Origin of the sequence: Candidatus Uabimicrobium helgolandensis, assembly GCF_041508025.1 — a bacterium.
Taxonomy (GTDB): Bacteria; Planctomycetota; Uabimicrobiia; order Uabimicrobiales; family Uabimicrobiaceae; genus Uabimicrobium; species Uabimicrobium helgolandensis.
Window position 1 is genome coordinate 5,771,085 of record NZ_CP165719.1, and the last position, 18,277, is coordinate 5,789,361.

An 18,277-nucleotide genomic window follows, 5' to 3' on the forward strand; every position below is an offset into this window, starting at 1 on the left:
AATGAAGGACAAAAAAAATCTAGCCTCTATCTGGAAGTTGGTAGAACCACCTATTCGCCCATCAAATGGCGTAATGGCGATATATAAGAAGTATTTATTGCAGCAAAAGTCAAAAGGAGCAAAAAACTTTTTATTGTTAGGAGCTACGCCCGAAATTCGTTCTCTTGTAAACCATGAAAGTTGTTCTTTGTTATGTGTTGATCGTAACAAGGAAATGTTTTCTGGGTTAGAGGAATTAGTGACTCATAAGGGAAGAAATACCTTTATTTGCAGTGATTGGCTTGATATAAAAACAAATTCTCCTATAGACATAGTATTTGGAGACGGTGTAGTTAACATGCTTCCTCATGACAAACAGGAACAACTGATCCAAGTAATTCACAAAGTCCTTGCGCCGCAGTGTATGACGATGCTGCGAACAACAACAATAAGTAAACCAATGTTTGAAAGTGCTCAAAAACTTTTTGAATGGTATCGTACAAGCCAACAATACCAACCCGTTTTTACAACAACAAATATTCACTTACGAATGCTGTGGTTGCACGAAACCCAAACAAAAACTCTTGATTATGTAGAGTATTACAACTACCTACATCAACTTCATCAGCAAGGTACTATGAGAGATGAAGAATTTTCGTGCTACCAAAAATTGTACCAAACAAAAGACAAATTGAATGTCTACTATCCAAAAAAAGATGATTTTGAACAACTACTATCTAAATATTTCGAAATAGAAAACATATCCTACGGTAATGATTACTCAGGTAACGAATACAATCCAGTTTACGTTTTAACTAAACGAGTTGCAGCGCCTAATTAGTGGAGATGAATTACAACCAATGGAAAACCAACTACCAAACTGGATAGCTTACCATAACGACGAATTGTACCTAGATAAATTTAAAGCTAGAGACTTAGTTGAGGAATTTGAAACTCCACTTATGGTATACTCACAGAATCGGCTCAAACAAAATGCAATCTCAATTCAAAATGCATTCAGCAACTGCGATCCACGATCAATGATTTACTACGCATATAAAGCTTGTTACTACAAAGAGGTTACCAATACATTTGCCGAAAATAATATAGGTGCTGAAGTTATGTCTCCTATGGAATATCAGCTAGCTATCAATAGTGGATTTGTGGGAAACAAAATCATTGTTAATGGACTTGGTAAAACCGAGCCCGAAATAACTCAAGCGCTACAAAACGATGTTTTCCTTATTAATGTAGATTCAATGGACGACCTAATTCTAGTAAATAAGATTGCCTCCAAAATACATAAGAAAGTTAATATTGGCGTTCGCGTTTACCCTTCTATCACAGACTCTCACTTTTCCCGTACACCCGGAAAATTGGGGTTACATATAAAGTCCGGCGATGCAAAAAGAGTTATACTTGCTGCTAAAAAAATGCCTTTTGTTTCACTTGTGGCTCTTCATGTGCATACATATTCGCTGCAAACAAACCCCACTTTACATCAAAAAGTAGCAGAATCCGTTGCGGAATTTGCTTCACAGTTGGCACAACAAGAAGATATATATTTTAAATATATTGATATTGGAGGGGGGTTAAATTCTCGTTATTTGATCGAACGTAGTGGCTGGAATATAAAAGATTTTGCAAAAAATTTAGTACCCATAGTAAGCAGTATAGCGGGAAATCCAACAGCGATTGTTGAACCTGGCACATTTTTAGTGAATGACGCTGCGGTGGTATTAACTAAAGTTATTTGCGAAAAAATAAATAATGGTAAGCGATGGTTAGTTGTGGATGCAGGAGTAAACGTTTTGAATCCCTCTCCCTTTGCATACTATGAAATTCATCCAGCTTTGCGAGAAGAACACGACAACGATCATTTTGGAATTGTCGATGGTTTATGTTCTCCTGTAAGTATTCAAAAAAAAGCGATCCTGCCACGTACCATAACAAAAGGCAGTATTCTTGCTATCTTAAATTGCGGTGGTTACACTCTTTCCTCTGCAAGAAGTTGGGGATATCCTCTTTTTCCTGTTGTTTTCACAACTAAAGATAAAGCGAAATTGTTAGTTACAAAAGAGCGTGTTTTAAAATTACAAAATATGATGCATGGGATTATATAATGTCAAAACCTTCCTCATTTTCTCTTCCAGGATTGCAAGGTAAAGTTGCGCTTGTTACAGGTCATAAAAAAGGAATTGGTCGTGCAACAAAAACCCTTTTGGAAAACTTAGGGGTAACCGTTGTAGGATTTGATCTACCAGAGCAAGATCTACGTAATCTTGACGCAATTGAAAGCTATGTACAACAAGTAGTAGATGATTATACTCGTATTGATATTTTAGTAAATAATGCGGGAATTACTAAGATTGGAAACTCATTAGAACTTTCTTTATCGGATATGGAAGAAGTTCTTACAATTAACTTTAAAGCTGTTTTTATGTTGACCAAAGCTATTATACCAGTGATGATAAAACAAGGAAAAGGTGTGATTGTCAACAATGCAAGTAGTTTGGGACTTTTTGCCAAACCAAGATGTGCAATCTATGGACCAAGTAAAGCAGCGTTAGTTCAGCTCACAAAAAATCTTGCGATTGATTGGGCAGCTTCGGGAATTCGCGCCAATGCCATAGCACCTTCCAATGTAAATACTCCTATGTTACAGCAAGTTTTAGGTGAATTATCGGATAACGATCCGCAAAAACAAAAAGATATGGAAAGTAGTTGGGCATCAAGTATACCTATAGGTAGATTTGCTGAACCAATGGAAATTGCATGGACGATTGCATTTCTAGCGAGTGATGCTTCTTCTTTTGTAACCGGAGCGATTATAAATGTTGATGGTGGGGAAACAGCACAATGAAACAAAAAGTAGTTTTAGTTACAGGTGGTTCTAAAGGTATTGGTAAAGAGATTGTGCAAAGTTTTTTAGACAGTGGTTGGCAGGTGGCAACTTGTGCTAGAACAAGCGCCAGTCTGGCCGATTCAAAAGCACAATTTACATTTACCTGTGATATACAAAATATCGAGCAAGTAAAAACAGGAATCAAGAAAGTTGTAGAAAAATTTGGCAAGATCGACGTACTTATTAACAATGCTGGTATTGCAGGGACTAATCCATTATCTCCAGAATCAAGTGATGAGTTATGGCACAATATTGTAAATACAAACCTAAATGGAACATACTATATGTGCAAATATGTATTGCCTTATTTACCAAATAAGCAAGGAAGAATTATCAATATTTCATCCGTTCTTGGACTCAAAGGTGTTCCTGATCAAGTAGCATACTGCGCCGCTAAACATGGTGTAATTGGTTTAACACGTAGTTTAGCTTTATATGTTGCTGAAAGAGGAATTACCGTAAACGCTATTTGTCCAGGTTGGGTAGATACAGGTATGGCTCATGAAAGATTTGTTGCACTTAATACAACAAAAAAAGATATTCAATCAGCGATACCATTGAGCCAAATTACTTCGCCACAAGAAATCGCACAGATGGCTCTTTACTTGGTAACTTCATATGCCTCAAATATAACAGGACAAACATTTACTATTGACGGTGGACAATGTTTATAGAAAATTTTTATAGTTGGGAAACTTCATGAAGCTATCAAAAGCTAATGCTTGGCGTACAGATTTGCTTGAAAATAAATGCAATCAACTCATGGCACTAGAAGAGGTTCTAGAAGCGAGTAAAAATAGATTTGGCTACGATAACCTTATACGATTGTATGGTATGTCTTCTTGTGAATACTATGCAAAAGGGATTCGAATATTTGGTCGAACGGCAATCGAGGCCAAAGTAGATAGTCAGGCAAATTTTATCGCGAATAGAGTAAAGGAAACTGTTCAAAACAACTATCCAAACTATGAAATCTCTGTGATAGATCTATTTATGGGATCAGGCAATTTACTTTATCAGATTGCTGAAAGCTTACAATCTCAATCCAAAATTGCCTTTGAACGCGATGAAAACATTTACAATCTAACACGCTCTAATCTCGAATTGATAGATTTTTCTGTTCAGTATCACCTTGGAAATTTCCAAGATTTATTTCCCAAAATTCAACTCAATAATAAAAACCTTAACGTCATTATTATCGATCCTCCTTGGGGCAACAAAGGCGCGTTTAATTTCTCAAAAGGACTGGATTTACGTCTAACAGAACCACCCTTAATAGAGATATTGCATTTTTTAAAGAAACAGATAGCAAAAACACCTGTCATTTACGTTGTACCTGTTTACAAGATTGTTGTAGAAGAATCTCTTTTAAGTATAGCGGAAAACTATTCTATTTATGAGAGAGGTTTAACGTTAACACCTGCAACTAAAATTGGTTATGTAATAGGAAAAATATAGGGTGTATGGTTACACGTTGAAATAGGAAGAAAACAAAATGGAATCTTTTAACTATAGTATTGTAAATTACCAAAGTAATGAATGGATCATGCCACCCTACTTTACCCAAGAGGTACTTGAAAATCTTTACAAAAAATTCACTATTCGCAACGAAGATACATTCATTGTCAGCTATCCAAAATCTGGAACACATTGGGTAAAACAAATTTTGTATATTCTTGTTCATGGAAAAAGCTCACAGAAAGAAATTATTGAAAACTCAATACCTTTTTTGGACGTAGAAGCAGCAAATGTTGGATTATTTGGGTTAGAACATCTTGAAAAAATATCATCAAGACGCTATTTTCACAGCCATCTACCACTAGCTCTTATGCCCAGTATTCTTAACGGAAAAGCAAAATACATTTACATTGCTCGAAATCCGAAAGATTGTGCTGTATCGTACTATCATTTTGCTAGACAGTATCAACGTATGAATTTCCAGGGAACATGGGACGAGTTTTTTACGCTGTATATGAATGGAAAAATTCAGTATGGATCGATCTTCGATCATGTAGTTACTTGGTGGAAAAGAAGTCAAACTGGCAATGATATTTTATTTATAAAATATGAAGATATGCACAAAAATCTTTCCACTGTTGTTGAGAAAATAGCTAATTTTTTGAATGTTCCACTAACTCCAAATCTTTTGAAAACAATATGTACGCAAAGTCAATTTCATAATATGAAGGAAAATGACAAAGTAAACGGGCAATGGATTACAGGTTTAGAAAATACTTCGTTATTGCGCAAAGGTAAAATAGGCGACTGGCAAAATCATTTCAACGAAGAGCAAAATAAAATTTTTGACTCGATCTATCAGCAAAAAATGGTTAGTCAAAGTCTAACTTTCGATTTTAATTGATGATCTTCAAAATTGTAAACTATAAGACAGAACAGCACAAATACTATCTAGATTGAAGGACAAAATGAATAGTGCAAAAATCCAAAGTTTAGTAAAAGAAATGTTATCCGCATTTGGTGAAAATCCTGAGAGAGAAGGATTAATAGACACCCCTAAACGCGTAGCTAAATCATACAATAAATTATTAGAAGGTTACAATCGTAATTTTGCAGATGAAATTACTGTATTCGAAAATACTCATTCATACAATCAAATCATTGTCTCTGGCAAGATTGATTTTGTTTCATTATGCGAACATCATCTTCTTCCTTTTTATGGTTATGCCCATGTTGGTTATGTTCCTGATAAAAAAATTGTTGGCCTAAGTAAACTCTCTCGTATAGTTGATATTTATTCACGAAGACTACAAGACCAAGAAAGAATTACCATACAGGTAACGCAGGAAATCATGAACATACTGCAACCAAAGGGTGTTGCTGCAATATTTGTTGGACAACACTTTTGTAATATTGCAAGAGGTGTTCAGAAAAAAGACTCTTATATGACAACTGTCATTTACAAAGGAATTTTTGAAACAGATCAAAGTCTACAACGTCAATTCCTTGAACTTATCAAAATTTCCGAAAATAGCTTATAAAATGATCAAGTTCATTTTAAACGATCAACAAATAGAAAGTTGCCTCCCACCTCAGACTGTTGTGCTAGACTTTTTAAGACAAACGGAGAGAATAAAAAGTTGTAAAGAAAGTTGTCGTACAGGTGGTTGTGGAAGCTGTTTGGTTTTACTGAGCAATAAAAAAGCGAATCAATATCATTCTGTAAATTCTTGTTTACTAACCTTGGGAGAAGCTTCAGGGAAACATCTAGTAACAATCGAAGGTTTCAAACAAGAAAAAATGAACTATATTCAACAAGCAATGGTAGAACAACATGCTGCGCAATGTGGTTACTGTACAGTCGGTTTTATTGTTGCTTTGGCAGCTTTTTTACTAGAGGCGCAAGTGTTTACTGTAGAACAAGCAATTCGTCATTTGGATGGAAATATTTGTCGCTGCACTGGTTATCAATCTATTAAACGAGCAGTTGCGGCTATCTGCGAGGAATTTAGCACCCTAGAAAATAAGACTTTTGCCCATCGATTGGGATGGCTTGTCGAGAAGCAAATTATACCAAAGTACTTTTTTGGTATCAGCAAAAGATTACAAGAAATACAAGATCAGAGAATAGAAGTTGTTCCGGAGTCGAATTTTGTTTTTATTGCTGGGGGGACAGATTTATTACTCCAAGACAAACTTCCTGAAAACTTAGTTTATCTTTCTAATCGAGATGACTTAAAACAAATCACTAATCAACAACAAACGGTTTATATAGGAAGTGCTGTAACAATTACAAATTTGCAAAATTCGGCGGTTATTCATAAAAACCTCCCAGCGATGAGCACCTATCTTGACCAAATAGCCTCCAAACCCATTCGCAATAGCGCTACCATTGGTGGTAATATCGTAAGTGCAGCCCCAACAGCTGATATTTGCGTTATTTTTTTGGCTTTGCAAACAACTCTACTTTTAAACAATAAACAGAAAACAAGAGAAGTTTTGCTGGAAGATTTTTTTCTTGGAAAACGTAAAGTAGACAAACATCCTCATGAATTATTAGAGCAAATTATTTTTTCTCTACCACAACAAAATACATTTTTTAATTTTGAAAAGATTGCGAAACGATCTTGTTTTGACACTGCGACAGTTAACTCCGCAATCAACATCAAGATGGAGAAAGAGACAATCCGTGAAATAGACATTTCCTTTGGTGGTGTAGCTTCAAAACCTATTCTTCTTCAAAAAACTATGGATTTTTTAAAAAATAAGATGCTTACGGTAAAGTCTATTCAGGAAGCAAATAATATAGCCCAATTAGAAATTTCTCCCACAGATGATATAAGGGGAAGTTCTCAGTACAAGCGGCTACTTGTTCGGCAACTTATTTATGCACATTTCTTAAAGTTATTTCCCAAAAAAATTCAAGGAGTTGATCTATTTTGAAAAATATTGACACGATATTACATGTTAAAGGAGAATCAAAATATATTGACGACTTTCAAGAGGAAGGTTTACTACATGCCGCTGTTTTTTGTTCTCCTATAGCGCATGGCAAAATTGATTATCTAAATTTCGCGCAAGCAAAAAATGTAGAAGGGGTTTTTGCAATACTCTGTGCTAGCGATATTCCTGGTGAAAACCAGATGGGAGAGATTGTAAAAGATGAGCCCTTGTTTGCTGACCAACAAGTCTCTTATGTTGGTCAACCAATAGCTCTCGTTGTCGCCAAAGATTCCAAAACGGCACAACTTGCCATGCAAAAAATAGATATACAATTCCAAGAATTGCCAGCAGTTTTTACTCCCAGAGAAGCACATCAGCAAAATTTATTAATTATGCCTCCACGCACTATACAGTCAGGAAATATAAATAATGCGTGGGAGAAATGCGATATTGTTGTAAGTGGACAAGTAGAAACAGGAGCACAAGAACACCTTTACCTTGAAACTCAGAGAGCTATTGGATACCCCCAAGAAGGTAAAAACCTTAAGGTAATTTCAGCAACTCAATCACCGATGACAGTACAAAAAGCTATTGCAAACGTTTTAAATCTACCAATGAACCAAATAGAGGTAGATGTACCAAGACTGGGAGGAGGCTTTGGGGGAAAAATCAATCAATCAAAAGCCTGGGCCGTTATGGTTGCGTTAGCCGCTTTAAAACTAAAAAAACCTGTGAAACTAATCTTGCAACGCGGCGAAGACATGTGCATGACAGGTAAACGCCACCCATATTCTACAGATTTCAAGATTGGTTTGACAAAAGAAGGAAAAATTCTCGCATATGAAGTGATCTACTACCAAAATGCAGGTGCGATAGCCGATTCATCGCCAGTTGTTTCTGCTGTTACATTGTTTGGTTTGGCAGGCAGTTACTTAATACCTAATGTTAAAGCAACAACCATTATCTGTAAAACCAACTTGATACCAAATACTGCTTGCCGTGGATTTGGAAAACCAGAAGCAATGTTTGTAATGGAAGCAGCCATTTTTAAAGCTGCACAGGAAATGTCGGTCTCTCCTTCGTTTATCCAAAAGCAAAATTTATTACAGGACAACGATATTCTACACTACGGTGCCAAAATTCAGACTTCGCAAGCCCTAAAATGCTGGAAAGAAGCAGTACAAAGATTTTGTTTACCAGACATCGTTCGTGAAATTACTCATTTTAATAGCGAAAACTTTTTGCAAAAAAAAGGGTATGCTCTTACCCCAATTTGCTATGGCATTTCTTTCGATAAAGCATTCTTAAATCAAAGCTATGCGCTGTTACATATTTTTATGGACGGTAGTGTAAACGTAACAACCGGAGCTGTTGAAATGGGACAAGGCGTTAATATGAAAATACGCCAGATAGTATCAAGAATTTTCTCTATCAATTTAGATAAAATTAATGCCAAAACTCCTAATACTTCTCGAATTGCCAATACTTCTCCAACAGCAGCAAGCTTTAGTACTGATTTAAACGGACATGCTGTTCAGAAAGCTTGCGTTGCCATTCTAAAACGATTAACAAAAATGATTGCAGAGGAGTTTGACGTTGATGAATTTCATGTCGAAATTAAAAACGAAAGAGTTTACATAGAAGGAAAAGAAACAAGCAAAGATTGGACGAGTATTATACACCAAGCATACATGAAACGTATATGTCTTGCAGAACAAGCTCATTACAAAGTTCCTAATATTCACTGGGACAATGATACCTACAAAGGAAATCCTTTTAGCTACTATGTTTTTGGTACTGCAATAACTGAAGTAACCATAGATTGTCTTCGTGGCACTTATGTTATCGATTCTGTGAAAGTTGTCCAGGATGCAGGCGAAAGTTTAAACAAAATCATCGACCTAGGACAAGTAGAAGGTGCTATTGTCCAAGGAATTGGGTGGATCACAACAGAAGAGATTATTTATAACGAAATAGGTGAACTACAAACAGATAATTTTACAACTTATAAAGTTCCAACAATTCTAACAGCCCCAAAAGACATACAAGTCCACTTTCTCGAAAATGTTAATAATCCTGCTGGTATTTTCCAAAGTAAAGGTGTAGGAGAAGCCCCTTTGGTATATGGACTCGGAGCCTATTTTGCTCTTTTAAATGCAATAATGGCTTTTCGTCCGCACACAGTAGAACAATTTTCAGCTCCGATGACCCCAGAAAAACTATCCGCTTTTTTATCTTCATTACAAAACTATGGAATTTGCGAAAGTGACTTGCCATTATGATTAAAACTATCATCATTGACAATAGTTTTAAATATTCGTTTTTAGACAGTAAAAAAAGTAGTGTAAAAGATTTTTTAAATAACTTACAGGAAAAGAAGTATTGCAAAAATGCTATGCTTTGAGGTATATAAGTGAATCTGTATAAATTTTTAATGCAAAATAGTGTATGGCGCGACACACACCAAACGATTTTGCTAATAATTCTGTCGGGTATAGCGAACACTGCAACGATTGTAATGATTACAATCGCTGTTGATTCAAAGTCTCGAATAGACCTAGTATTGTTAATCATAGCTATTGGCTTTTACTACATCTCTTCACAAGAGATGTTCCACCACATATCTTGTATTTTTGAGCAGGCTATTTTATCTACAAGAAACGCTATTACGCGTTATATTCATAGCATTGATCTAGAAAAATTTCAACGCATGAGTAAAGAGGAACTCTACGAGATTTATGTACGCGACTTAGAAATTATTTCACAGTTTAGACCTTTAGCCTCTCTTGTTATAACATCATGTGTTTCCCTAGTCGCTATAATAGTATATATTTCTTTAATTTCGCTTAAGGCTGCCGTTGCAGCTGTGCTAATGATATTAATATCTGCCGTTTTTTTTACCTTGATGAATAAAAAAATAAAATACATCGCGAAACAAACGACTCAGGCTGACCATAAAATTATATCTATTATTTTGGACTTGCTTGGTGGATTTAAAGAAATAAAAATGTCTGTTGCAAAAAAAACATCTATTTTGCATGATTTAGAACAAAACACATTGACTTTAAAACAATACAAAGAGCAGTTGTCTAAACTAAATGTTGCGAAAGATACATTTTATAAAATTTTAACACCTTTATTTATTGGTATACTAGTACTTTTTCCTACCTTAATGCCTAGTATAGAAAAAAGAAATTTAATTGTCGTTGTTCTGTGTTTACAGTTTTTACGAGATTTTTTTACACCTATTGTCTTTTACTATTCTTCGATATTAAATGCTGAAGCGACATGTTTACGTCTAAATAATTTTCGAGCATTAGCAGACTTACAAGTACAAGAAAAACAACAAGATATATCTGATATTCCCCTTTTTGCTGATATGAATAGCGATATTATTCTTGAAAATGTTTGCTATTTCTACCCTAAGGCGAACTCTAGCAGAGAAGTGTTTTCTATTGGTCCTATAAACTATACATTTCCACACAACAAAATAACATTTATTGTGGGAAATAACGGCTGTGGAAAATCTACTTTACTAAAAACGCTTACAGGTTTGTATCTACCTAGCGATGGTAAAATAAAAATAGAAAATATCATCATTGACAAAGAAAATATAGAACAATATCGCCAAAATTTTTCTATTGTATTTAACGATTTTCATTTGTTTGATAAAGCATATGGTTTAGAAGTAGATCAACAGCAATGGAATAGTTATTTTCAAACAATGGAACTTCAAGGCAAAGTTGCGATCAAGGACAAATACTTTACAAATTTATCATTATCTACCGGACAAAAGAAACGGTTGGCTCTTGTTGTATCTTTGCTCGAAAATCGCAATATTCTTATATTTGATGAATTGATTGCCGACCAAGATCCTCGATTTAAAAAATTCTTCTACATGAGATTATTTCCATATTTAAAAGCGCAAGGGAAAACGATCATTGCTGTAACCCACGACCAAAGTTATTTTCATACCGCCGATTTCATTTTGAGGCTTGATGATGCTTAAGTTAAATTTCTTAAAAAACACTGATGTTCAATTTGATTACAGATATTTTGTTACTCTAGTTTTTGCCTCAGTAATACGACTGACAACAAGCATTGTAATCGTTTTTATAATCCTGTATGTCAACACCCAAAAACAGTGGTGGTTTTCTTTGTCGCTGCTTTTTTCGTCTATAGCATTCTATGCTTTTTTTTATTATCGGATACACACTAAGACTAACAAAGTAATTGATCAAATGATCTTCTCTCTACGTATGCGCGTTGCACGCAAGATAACAAATATTAACTTTGTTCACTGGAGCACGTTTGAAAAATCTTCGTTTATCGATGCTTTTATCAAAAATTTAACGGTCATTTCTCAAAATAGAAATTTTATTAAAAAATTAATTATCACGACTTCATATGGATTAGCTGGTATATTTTTCTTGGCGTGGTTTTCCTTCTTAACTTTTGTTGTTTTTGTCTCAACAACATTGATTTTCGTATACTTCTACATATTTTCGCTAGAAAAAATGCAGATACAGTCTACACATCAACAAAAATTGGAAGAAAAGCAATTGTCTTATTTTGAAAGTACTCTCAGTGGTTTCAAGCAAATCAAGATGCATAAAAAACGTAGTCAAGAACTACTTGGGGAAACTATACATTGTGCAGAAGAATTAGCACAAAAAAAAATAGAACTAAACACAATTCAGGATACGCAAACAACAGCTTTACGCACATTCATATACCTAATACTAGCTGTAATCGCTTTTCCACCTTTTGAAGTAACACAACAAGATCGAATTGCTTTACTAATTATTACCATATCTTTCGTTGGCCCTTTTATCTGGGCTGTATTTGGATTTATTCCCAATATCACCAAGTTTTTTGTCGCCTTAAACAATATTTATATCATGGAAGAAAAAATCGATTTCTTAGCAGAAAATTCTCCCGACGAGAGTCAAGAGTCACTATTATTTTCAGAAATACAATTACGTGATATTGTTTTTAGCTACCCAGACAAAAATTTTACATTAGGCCCACTGAGCTTAAGTTTTCAAAAGGGAACGATTGTTTTCATTGTTGGTGACAATGGTTGTGGAAAATCGACTCTTGGTAAAATCATACTTGGTTTATTAAGCAGCAATGAAGGTGATATTTTATTGAACAAAGACATTACCATTTGCAAAGAAAATATAACAGCTTACCGTAGTATTTTCTCACCTGTCTTTGTTGACTTTCATCTTTTCTCAAAATTATATGGGGTAAAAAATGAAGATTTCTATAAGTATTTACAAGAAATGGAGCTTGAGCAAAAAATATCTCTAGACGAAGATCAACTCTGTGGGTTGGACTTGTCGACAGGCCAGAAGAAAAGACTAGCATTTATCATCTCTTTATTAGAAAATAACCAGATTTATTTGTTTGATGAGCCTGCGTCAGATCAAGATCCACGCTTTAAGGAATATTTCTACAAAGAGTTCGTTTCTCAACTAATTAGTAATGGTAAAACAGTGATTGTCATCAGCCACGATGAAGAATATTTTGAGGTTGCTGATCAGGTAATTCATATAAACGATGGTAAGATAGTTCTAGAGAAGTAAAAGATTTAATAAAAAAAAAGAAGAATTGTTGGTTAATCAATTAATTTTTGTAAGGAATAATATGTCGGTAATAAGATCACATAATGAATGGGACCCTATTGAAGAAATGATTGTGGGAATTGCAACTGGTGCACATTTTCCAACAAACGATATTAGTTTTTGTTTATCAGTCGATTCTAAAAGCTCTATTCCTGATTATAAAATGGAGGAAATAAAACTTGGTCCTATTCCAGATAAGGTAATAGACGAGACAAATGAAGACTTAGAAGTTTTAGTTGAAACTCTAAAAAAGCTAGATATTGTAGTAAAAAGGCCTAAGCCAATTTCTTCAAAGCAGCAAATACAAACTCCTTACTGGAAAAGTGAACTTTATTTTGCATACTGCCCAAGAGACATATTTTTAGTTGTTGGTGAAACAATCATCGAGACACCTGGTATGCAACGCTCTAGATACTTTGAGAGTTTTTGCTACTCTGATATATATCGCGAGTACCTACAACAAGGAGCAAAATGGATTTCCGCGCCAAAACCTAAACTACAAGATGAAGATTTTCATTTGTGTGGTACGAAGTACTCGGTATTGAAGAACCAAGAGCCGATATTTGATGCCGCAAATGTTATCAGGGCTGGATATGATTTATTCTATTTGGTCTCGGGTGGTGGTAACGAAATGGGTGCTATGTGGCTACAAAATTTTCTAGGTGGAGAATATCGTGTTCATTTATGTAAAAATATGTATTCTGGTTTACACATAGACAGTACGATTAGTTTACTAAAACCTGGTCTTTTATTAGCAAATCCTTCACGTGTTACAAAAGAAAATCTACCACAGCCGTTGAAAAAATGGGAAGTTATATACGCGCCACCTATGCAAAATCACTGTTCTTCTGAAGTGGGTTATATTTCAACCGACTGGATAGGCATGAACTTATTGATGCTACGGCCAGACTTAGCTCTCGTAGATGCTCATCAAACAGATCTCATACACTTATTAAAAAAATATAAGATAGATGTTATTCCTTTAGTTTTACGACATGGAAAAACACTTGGTGGAGGTTTTCATTGTGTCACCTTGGACGTTCGACGCTCTGGACAAAAACAAGACTATTTTAACTAAGTAATCTCGTTTTGAACTACTTGACGGTAAAAATCTGTTGTGTAAAAAGTGATAATTTTCTTATAATTGATGGAAAATAATATAAGTGTAATCTAGTGTAAAAAAGAGTATTTTTTGCTGAAAAAAATAAAGACACACCCGCTCTGCAATGCCTTTATCCTCTTAATTTTGCAAGTTCAAAAAAAATTTATATCTAAATTCACTGTATCGAAAATAAACGAATCTCCAAAAGCATTTACCTTCTTTCTACTACAAAATAATACAATCTAAGGAGATAAATATGCAAAGCTCTGTTTTGGTAACGGGAGCGTCCTCAGGAATTGGTTGCGCAATATGTAAAAGGTTGACTGAAAAAGGCATTTTTGTTTTTGCAGGTATCAAAACACTGAGCAAATCTGAGGATTTCAAAGGTGTAATTACGCAAACTAAAAACTTTGCAACAATACATCTAGATGTGACTGAAGAAGACTCAATTATAAAAGCTGTAGAAAAAATCAACGAGACACTTCGCGAAAAAAATCTAATTTTTTCAGGTGTGGTAAATAATGCTGCCGACGAAAATCTTGGACCAGTAGAAATTTTGCCTGTGGAAGTATTTCGTCATGAAATGGAAGTTGGTTATTTGGGTACTGTAGCTGTAAGTAAAGCTTTTATTCCACTATTACGAAAGTATAGAGGGCGTATTATTAATATAAGTTCAATGAATGGGCGTTTTTCGTTTAAAAATCATTCGACGAGTTGTGCGACTAAATATGCGGTAGAGGCTTTTTCTGATTCTTTACGCATGGAACTAAAGAGGTGGGGAGTACACGTTGTTATTGTAGAACCAGGACTTGTCGATACAGATTTGATGAAAGGCAAAACCATCAATGAGTTCAAAGTTAAAATACCACGTTATAAGGGTAATAAGGCTTTTGATCTATACTTTCCTAATCATGAAAAAACCGTCCAAAATGTAGAAGAGTATGTTCGAGATGCTGAAAATCATCCAAAAAATGCTTGGCAAAAATTATCATTGTTAATGAGAGGACAGTGGTGGCTACTAGCCCCTGATGATATTGCAAAAATAGTAGAGAAAGGTCTATGCAAGAAACGGCCTAAAACTCGATATTTAGTTGGGATACAAGCCAACTGGTGGTATTTTTTAAGATGCATTTTAGCGGATCGTTGGTTTGATTACTTCGTTGCCGAACACGAATTTGACTTTTGATTTTAGTAATAATTGAGATCTTGTTTTACCTGAAATTCTTAGGAGTTTTACTGTTGTGATTGATAATTTTCCTCCAATTCCACATACGACGCTTCATGAAATTTTTTCTGAGCAAGTCAAAAAAAATCCCGACAAAGTAGCGCTTGTCGATAAAGAAATCCAGTTGACTTACAATGAACTAAACCAAATGACAAACTCTTTAGCTCATTATTTGAGTAATTACAAAATTGAAGAAGGTGATCCTGTTGGAATTTTAATGAATAAATCTTACGAGTATATAGTCGCTTGTATTGCTATTCTTAAGGCAGGAGGAGCGTATTTGCATCTAGAGTTAGCGTACCCAGATCAATTTTTACAACAAATATTCGAAGATGCTAGACCTAAAGTAGTTATTACAAAGTTGCTTTACCAAAAAAAAATCATTTCCCATAATATCGAAGCACTGTGCATTGACAATGATTGCTGGCTTGAAGCTGTAAACACAGAAGTAAAAAGGCCCACTTCGAATTCTAGTGTGGCTATCATAGGTTATTCCTCTGGAACAACAGGTAAACCAAAGGGCGTTTGTGTTTCGCATCGCGCCACTATTTATGCCCACTATAAATTCTGGGAAGAAGTTTGGGCCAAAGAAGAAAAGGGCAGATTTGCATATACAACTTTTTTGACCTGGGATGCTGTCAGCCCTATGATTATGGGACAAACAGGATATATTGTTAGAGATCAAACTACTCTCGATCCAAAGCAGCTACTAGAATTTATAGCGGATTATAGAATTAATCATACTATTTTTACTCCTTCTCTGCTTTCATGCATTTTGCAAAATATAGACCCCTCAACCATTCAGAATAAACTAAAAAGTCTCAATATTCTCTGGGTAGGGGGGGAAGTGATGACACAAGACTTAGCTAATCAGATACTAGAAATGCTTCCTGATTTATGGTTAATTAATAATTATGGTCCAGCAGAGTGTTTTGTCATCACACAAGGAAGGCTGTTTGCTAATGACAGTGCTACACCCTCTATTTGTTCTGTTGGACGAGTTTTAGACGATATGAAAGTTGTAATTTGTGACAATGAAATGAATGATTGTCCCAATGGTAGTGTAGGTGAATTGTATGCTACTGGACCATGTCTTGCAGATGGCTATTTAAATAATTCTGAACTAACGAAACGAAAGTTTATTCAACACAACAACAGTATATTTTATAAAACAGGTGACCTAGCAAAATTTTTAGAGGATAATCGATTAGTTATTATTGGAAGATGTGATGAAACAGTAAAAATCCGAAGTTACAATATCAATATGAAAGCTATCGAGAAAATATTAAGAAAAAATTTGCAAATATCTGATTGCGTCGTAACCATAGAGGAAGACAGAGGCGACAAGTACCTGATTGCATATGTGATTCGCAATGCTAGTTCAACATGGGAAATTGACAATAACCATAGCTGCCTATATTTAATAACATATCTACAGAAACATTTACCTTTTTATTCTATTCCTAAAGTTTATATTGAATTAGAAAGTTTCCCAGTTCATCCCATTAGTCAAAAATTAGATAAATCAAGCTTACCAATCCCTCACTATAAAATACAAAAAATAAATCAAAAGTTTGTATTTCACGAAATCCCAGACATAAAACAAAAACAAATATTAGTAATGCTCATAAAGGAAATACTTACGAATTGCTCTGTTATAGATGAGGAAAATGACTTTTTTGAAATAGGCTTACATTCCATACTTGCAGTACGTTTAGCCACAAGAATACGCGAAGTGTTTGACATTGAAATTCCTGTAGCAAAGATATACGAAAATTCTACTGTAAGAAATTTACTCTCGTATTTAAATGATCAAAATGTAAACACTGCAATTCTTTGGGATAAAGAAATAAGTGCTGAATATGATATTTCTAGATGCAAACAAACAAAAGTCTTCTCGCTTGAGAGCGAAGCTGTTTTGTTAACGGGAGCAACAGGCTTTTTAGGAGTATTTTTACTCAAATATCTACTAACAATTCTTCCTAAAGTCAAGGTTTATTGTTTGGTTAGATCAAAAACCTTGGATACAATTATTGACAAGCTACAGCATTACCAACTTTGGGAAGAAGAATTTCATAAGAGAATTTTGGTTGTGGAAGGTGATCTTGAAAAACCTCTTTTTGGTTGGTCGAAACGAGCTTTCGAACAGCGTGCTAAAATCGTGGATGCCGTGTTCCATGCAGGAGCTTGGGTTAATATGGTCTATCCTTATAAAAATTTAAAAAAGACAAATGTAGATGGCACCAAAGAAGTTGTTCGTTTTGCATCTTGTGTCATAAGTAAACCTTTGCACTACATATCCACTTTAGGAGTTTTTCCTTCAGGAGACCCGTCTGTTTATAAAGAGAATAGAAAAATCGAAAAATCGATAGATAAATTGGATATCGGATATTTCCAATCGAAGTGGGTGGCTGAAAGAATCGTTTGGGAAGCCGTAGATCGAAATATACCAGTTCAAATTTATCGTATGAGTAATTTAGGGCCTGATCGTCAGACTTTTCAAGCAAACTCCAATGACTTTATTACTAATTTTATAAGTGCATGTAAAGATTTAAAAATAGCACCTAAAACCGAGAACTGGAAATTTGAATGTACTCCTGTAGATTTTGTTGCAGAGTCTATTGTTAGAATATCTTTATGCAAAGAATATGTAAGCAATGTTTATCACATAGCGGCTCAGAATTTAGTATCAGCGAAAGACGTTTTTAGCAAAATGAAGGAGCAAGGCCATATTAACAACCTTGTTTCTTTTGACTTTTGGATAGACTCACTAAGAGGATTTAATCATAACGCCAAGTATAATGTCCTTGAGCAGATTCTCTTACTAGAGAAGCAATTTTTACTTGAACAAAAAACATTCTCAAATCCATTTTTTTTAAAACAAATTCACTTGTTGGGCCTATCATTTCCAAAAATAGACGAGCAATACTTAATTAATTCGGTGGTACAATGATTTTTGAACAAAGCCATTGTTCAAAAATTTTAGATGTAGCTGAAACTATGCAGTTATAACTAGTTACCAGTCCATAAAGATT

Annotated in this window: 14 protein-coding genes; all 14 read left to right on the top strand. The window is 34.7% G+C overall.

What is annotated here, in order from left to right; genetic code table 11:
- Position 1: 1 nt before the first annotated feature.
- The 14 genes from UABHE_RS21280 to UABHE_RS21345 all read left to right on the top strand — a co-directional run bounded on the left by UABHE_RS21280 (position 2) and on the right by UABHE_RS21345 (position 18,195).
- The gene (locus UABHE_RS21280) at positions 2–820 is read left to right on the top strand and encodes a class I SAM-dependent methyltransferase (RefSeq protein WP_372365301.1); all 819 of its coding nucleotides are present in this window, start codon (positions 2–4) and stop codon (positions 818–820) included.
- A gap of 19 nt (positions 821–839) precedes the next feature.
- Entirely contained in the window at positions 840–2,102 is a 1,263-nt protein-coding gene (locus UABHE_RS21285; protein WP_372365302.1) for a hypothetical protein, read from the top strand.
- On the top strand, positions 2,102–2,842 hold the full coding sequence (locus UABHE_RS21290; protein ID WP_372365303.1) for an SDR family NAD(P)-dependent oxidoreductase: 741 nt from the start codon (positions 2,102–2,104) through the stop codon (positions 2,840–2,842). The genes UABHE_RS21285 and UABHE_RS21290 overlap by 1 nt, the downstream gene beginning before the upstream one ends.
- On the top strand, positions 2,839–3,558 hold the full coding sequence (locus UABHE_RS21295; RefSeq protein WP_372365304.1) for an SDR family NAD(P)-dependent oxidoreductase: 720 nt from the start codon (positions 2,839–2,841) through the stop codon (positions 3,556–3,558). Before UABHE_RS21290 ends, UABHE_RS21295 begins: the two co-directional genes overlap by 4 nt.
- Positions 3,559–3,583: 25 nt before the next feature.
- A complete protein-coding gene (locus UABHE_RS21300) occupies positions 3,584–4,342 on the top strand; it encodes an RsmD family RNA methyltransferase (protein ID WP_372365305.1) in 759 nt (252 codons plus the stop codon).
- A 37-nt stretch (positions 4,343–4,379) separates the two neighbouring features.
- A complete protein-coding gene (locus UABHE_RS21305; protein WP_372365306.1) occupies positions 4,380–5,246 on the top strand; it encodes a sulfotransferase domain-containing protein in 867 nt (288 codons plus the stop codon).
- A gap of 64 nt (positions 5,247–5,310) precedes the next feature.
- Positions 5,311–5,883 carry a GTP cyclohydrolase I FolE gene (folE, locus tag UABHE_RS21310; protein ID WP_372365307.1) on the top strand — a complete coding sequence of 191 codons (573 nt, stop codon included), beginning with the start codon at positions 5,311–5,313 and terminating at the stop codon, positions 5,881–5,883.
- Between the two features lies 1 nt (position 5,884).
- Entirely contained in the window at positions 5,885–7,285 is a 1,401-nt protein-coding gene (locus UABHE_RS21315; protein ID WP_372365308.1) for an FAD binding domain-containing protein, read from the top strand.
- A complete protein-coding gene (locus UABHE_RS21320) occupies positions 7,282–9,567 on the top strand; it encodes a molybdopterin cofactor-binding domain-containing protein (protein WP_372365309.1) in 2,286 nt (761 codons plus the stop codon). The genes UABHE_RS21315 and UABHE_RS21320 overlap by 4 nt, the downstream gene beginning before the upstream one ends.
- A gap of 131 nt (positions 9,568–9,698) precedes the next feature.
- Positions 9,699–11,294, top strand: a complete 1,596-nt coding sequence (locus UABHE_RS21325) for an ATP-binding cassette domain-containing protein (RefSeq protein WP_372365310.1) — start codon at positions 9,699–9,701, stop codon at positions 11,292–11,294.
- Positions 11,284–12,876, top strand: a complete 1,593-nt coding sequence (locus UABHE_RS21330) for an ATP-binding cassette domain-containing protein (RefSeq protein ID WP_372365311.1) — start codon at positions 11,284–11,286, stop codon at positions 12,874–12,876. The genes UABHE_RS21325 and UABHE_RS21330 overlap by 11 nt, the downstream gene beginning before the upstream one ends.
- Positions 12,877–12,937: 61 nt before the next feature.
- On the top strand, positions 12,938–13,993 hold the full coding sequence (locus UABHE_RS21335; protein ID WP_372365312.1) for an inosamine-phosphate amidinotransferase 1: 1,056 nt from the start codon (positions 12,938–12,940) through the stop codon (positions 13,991–13,993).
- 280 nt (positions 13,994–14,273) lie between these two features.
- Positions 14,274–15,203, top strand: coding sequence for an SDR family NAD(P)-dependent oxidoreductase (locus UABHE_RS21340; protein WP_372365313.1), 930 nt, complete (start codon positions 14,274–14,276; stop codon positions 15,201–15,203).
- A gap of 55 nt (positions 15,204–15,258) precedes the next feature.
- Positions 15,259–18,195, top strand: coding sequence for a thioester reductase domain-containing protein (locus tag UABHE_RS21345; RefSeq protein WP_372365314.1), 2,937 nt, complete (start codon positions 15,259–15,261; stop codon positions 18,193–18,195).
- The last annotated feature ends 82 nt before the right edge of the window (positions 18,196–18,277 follow it).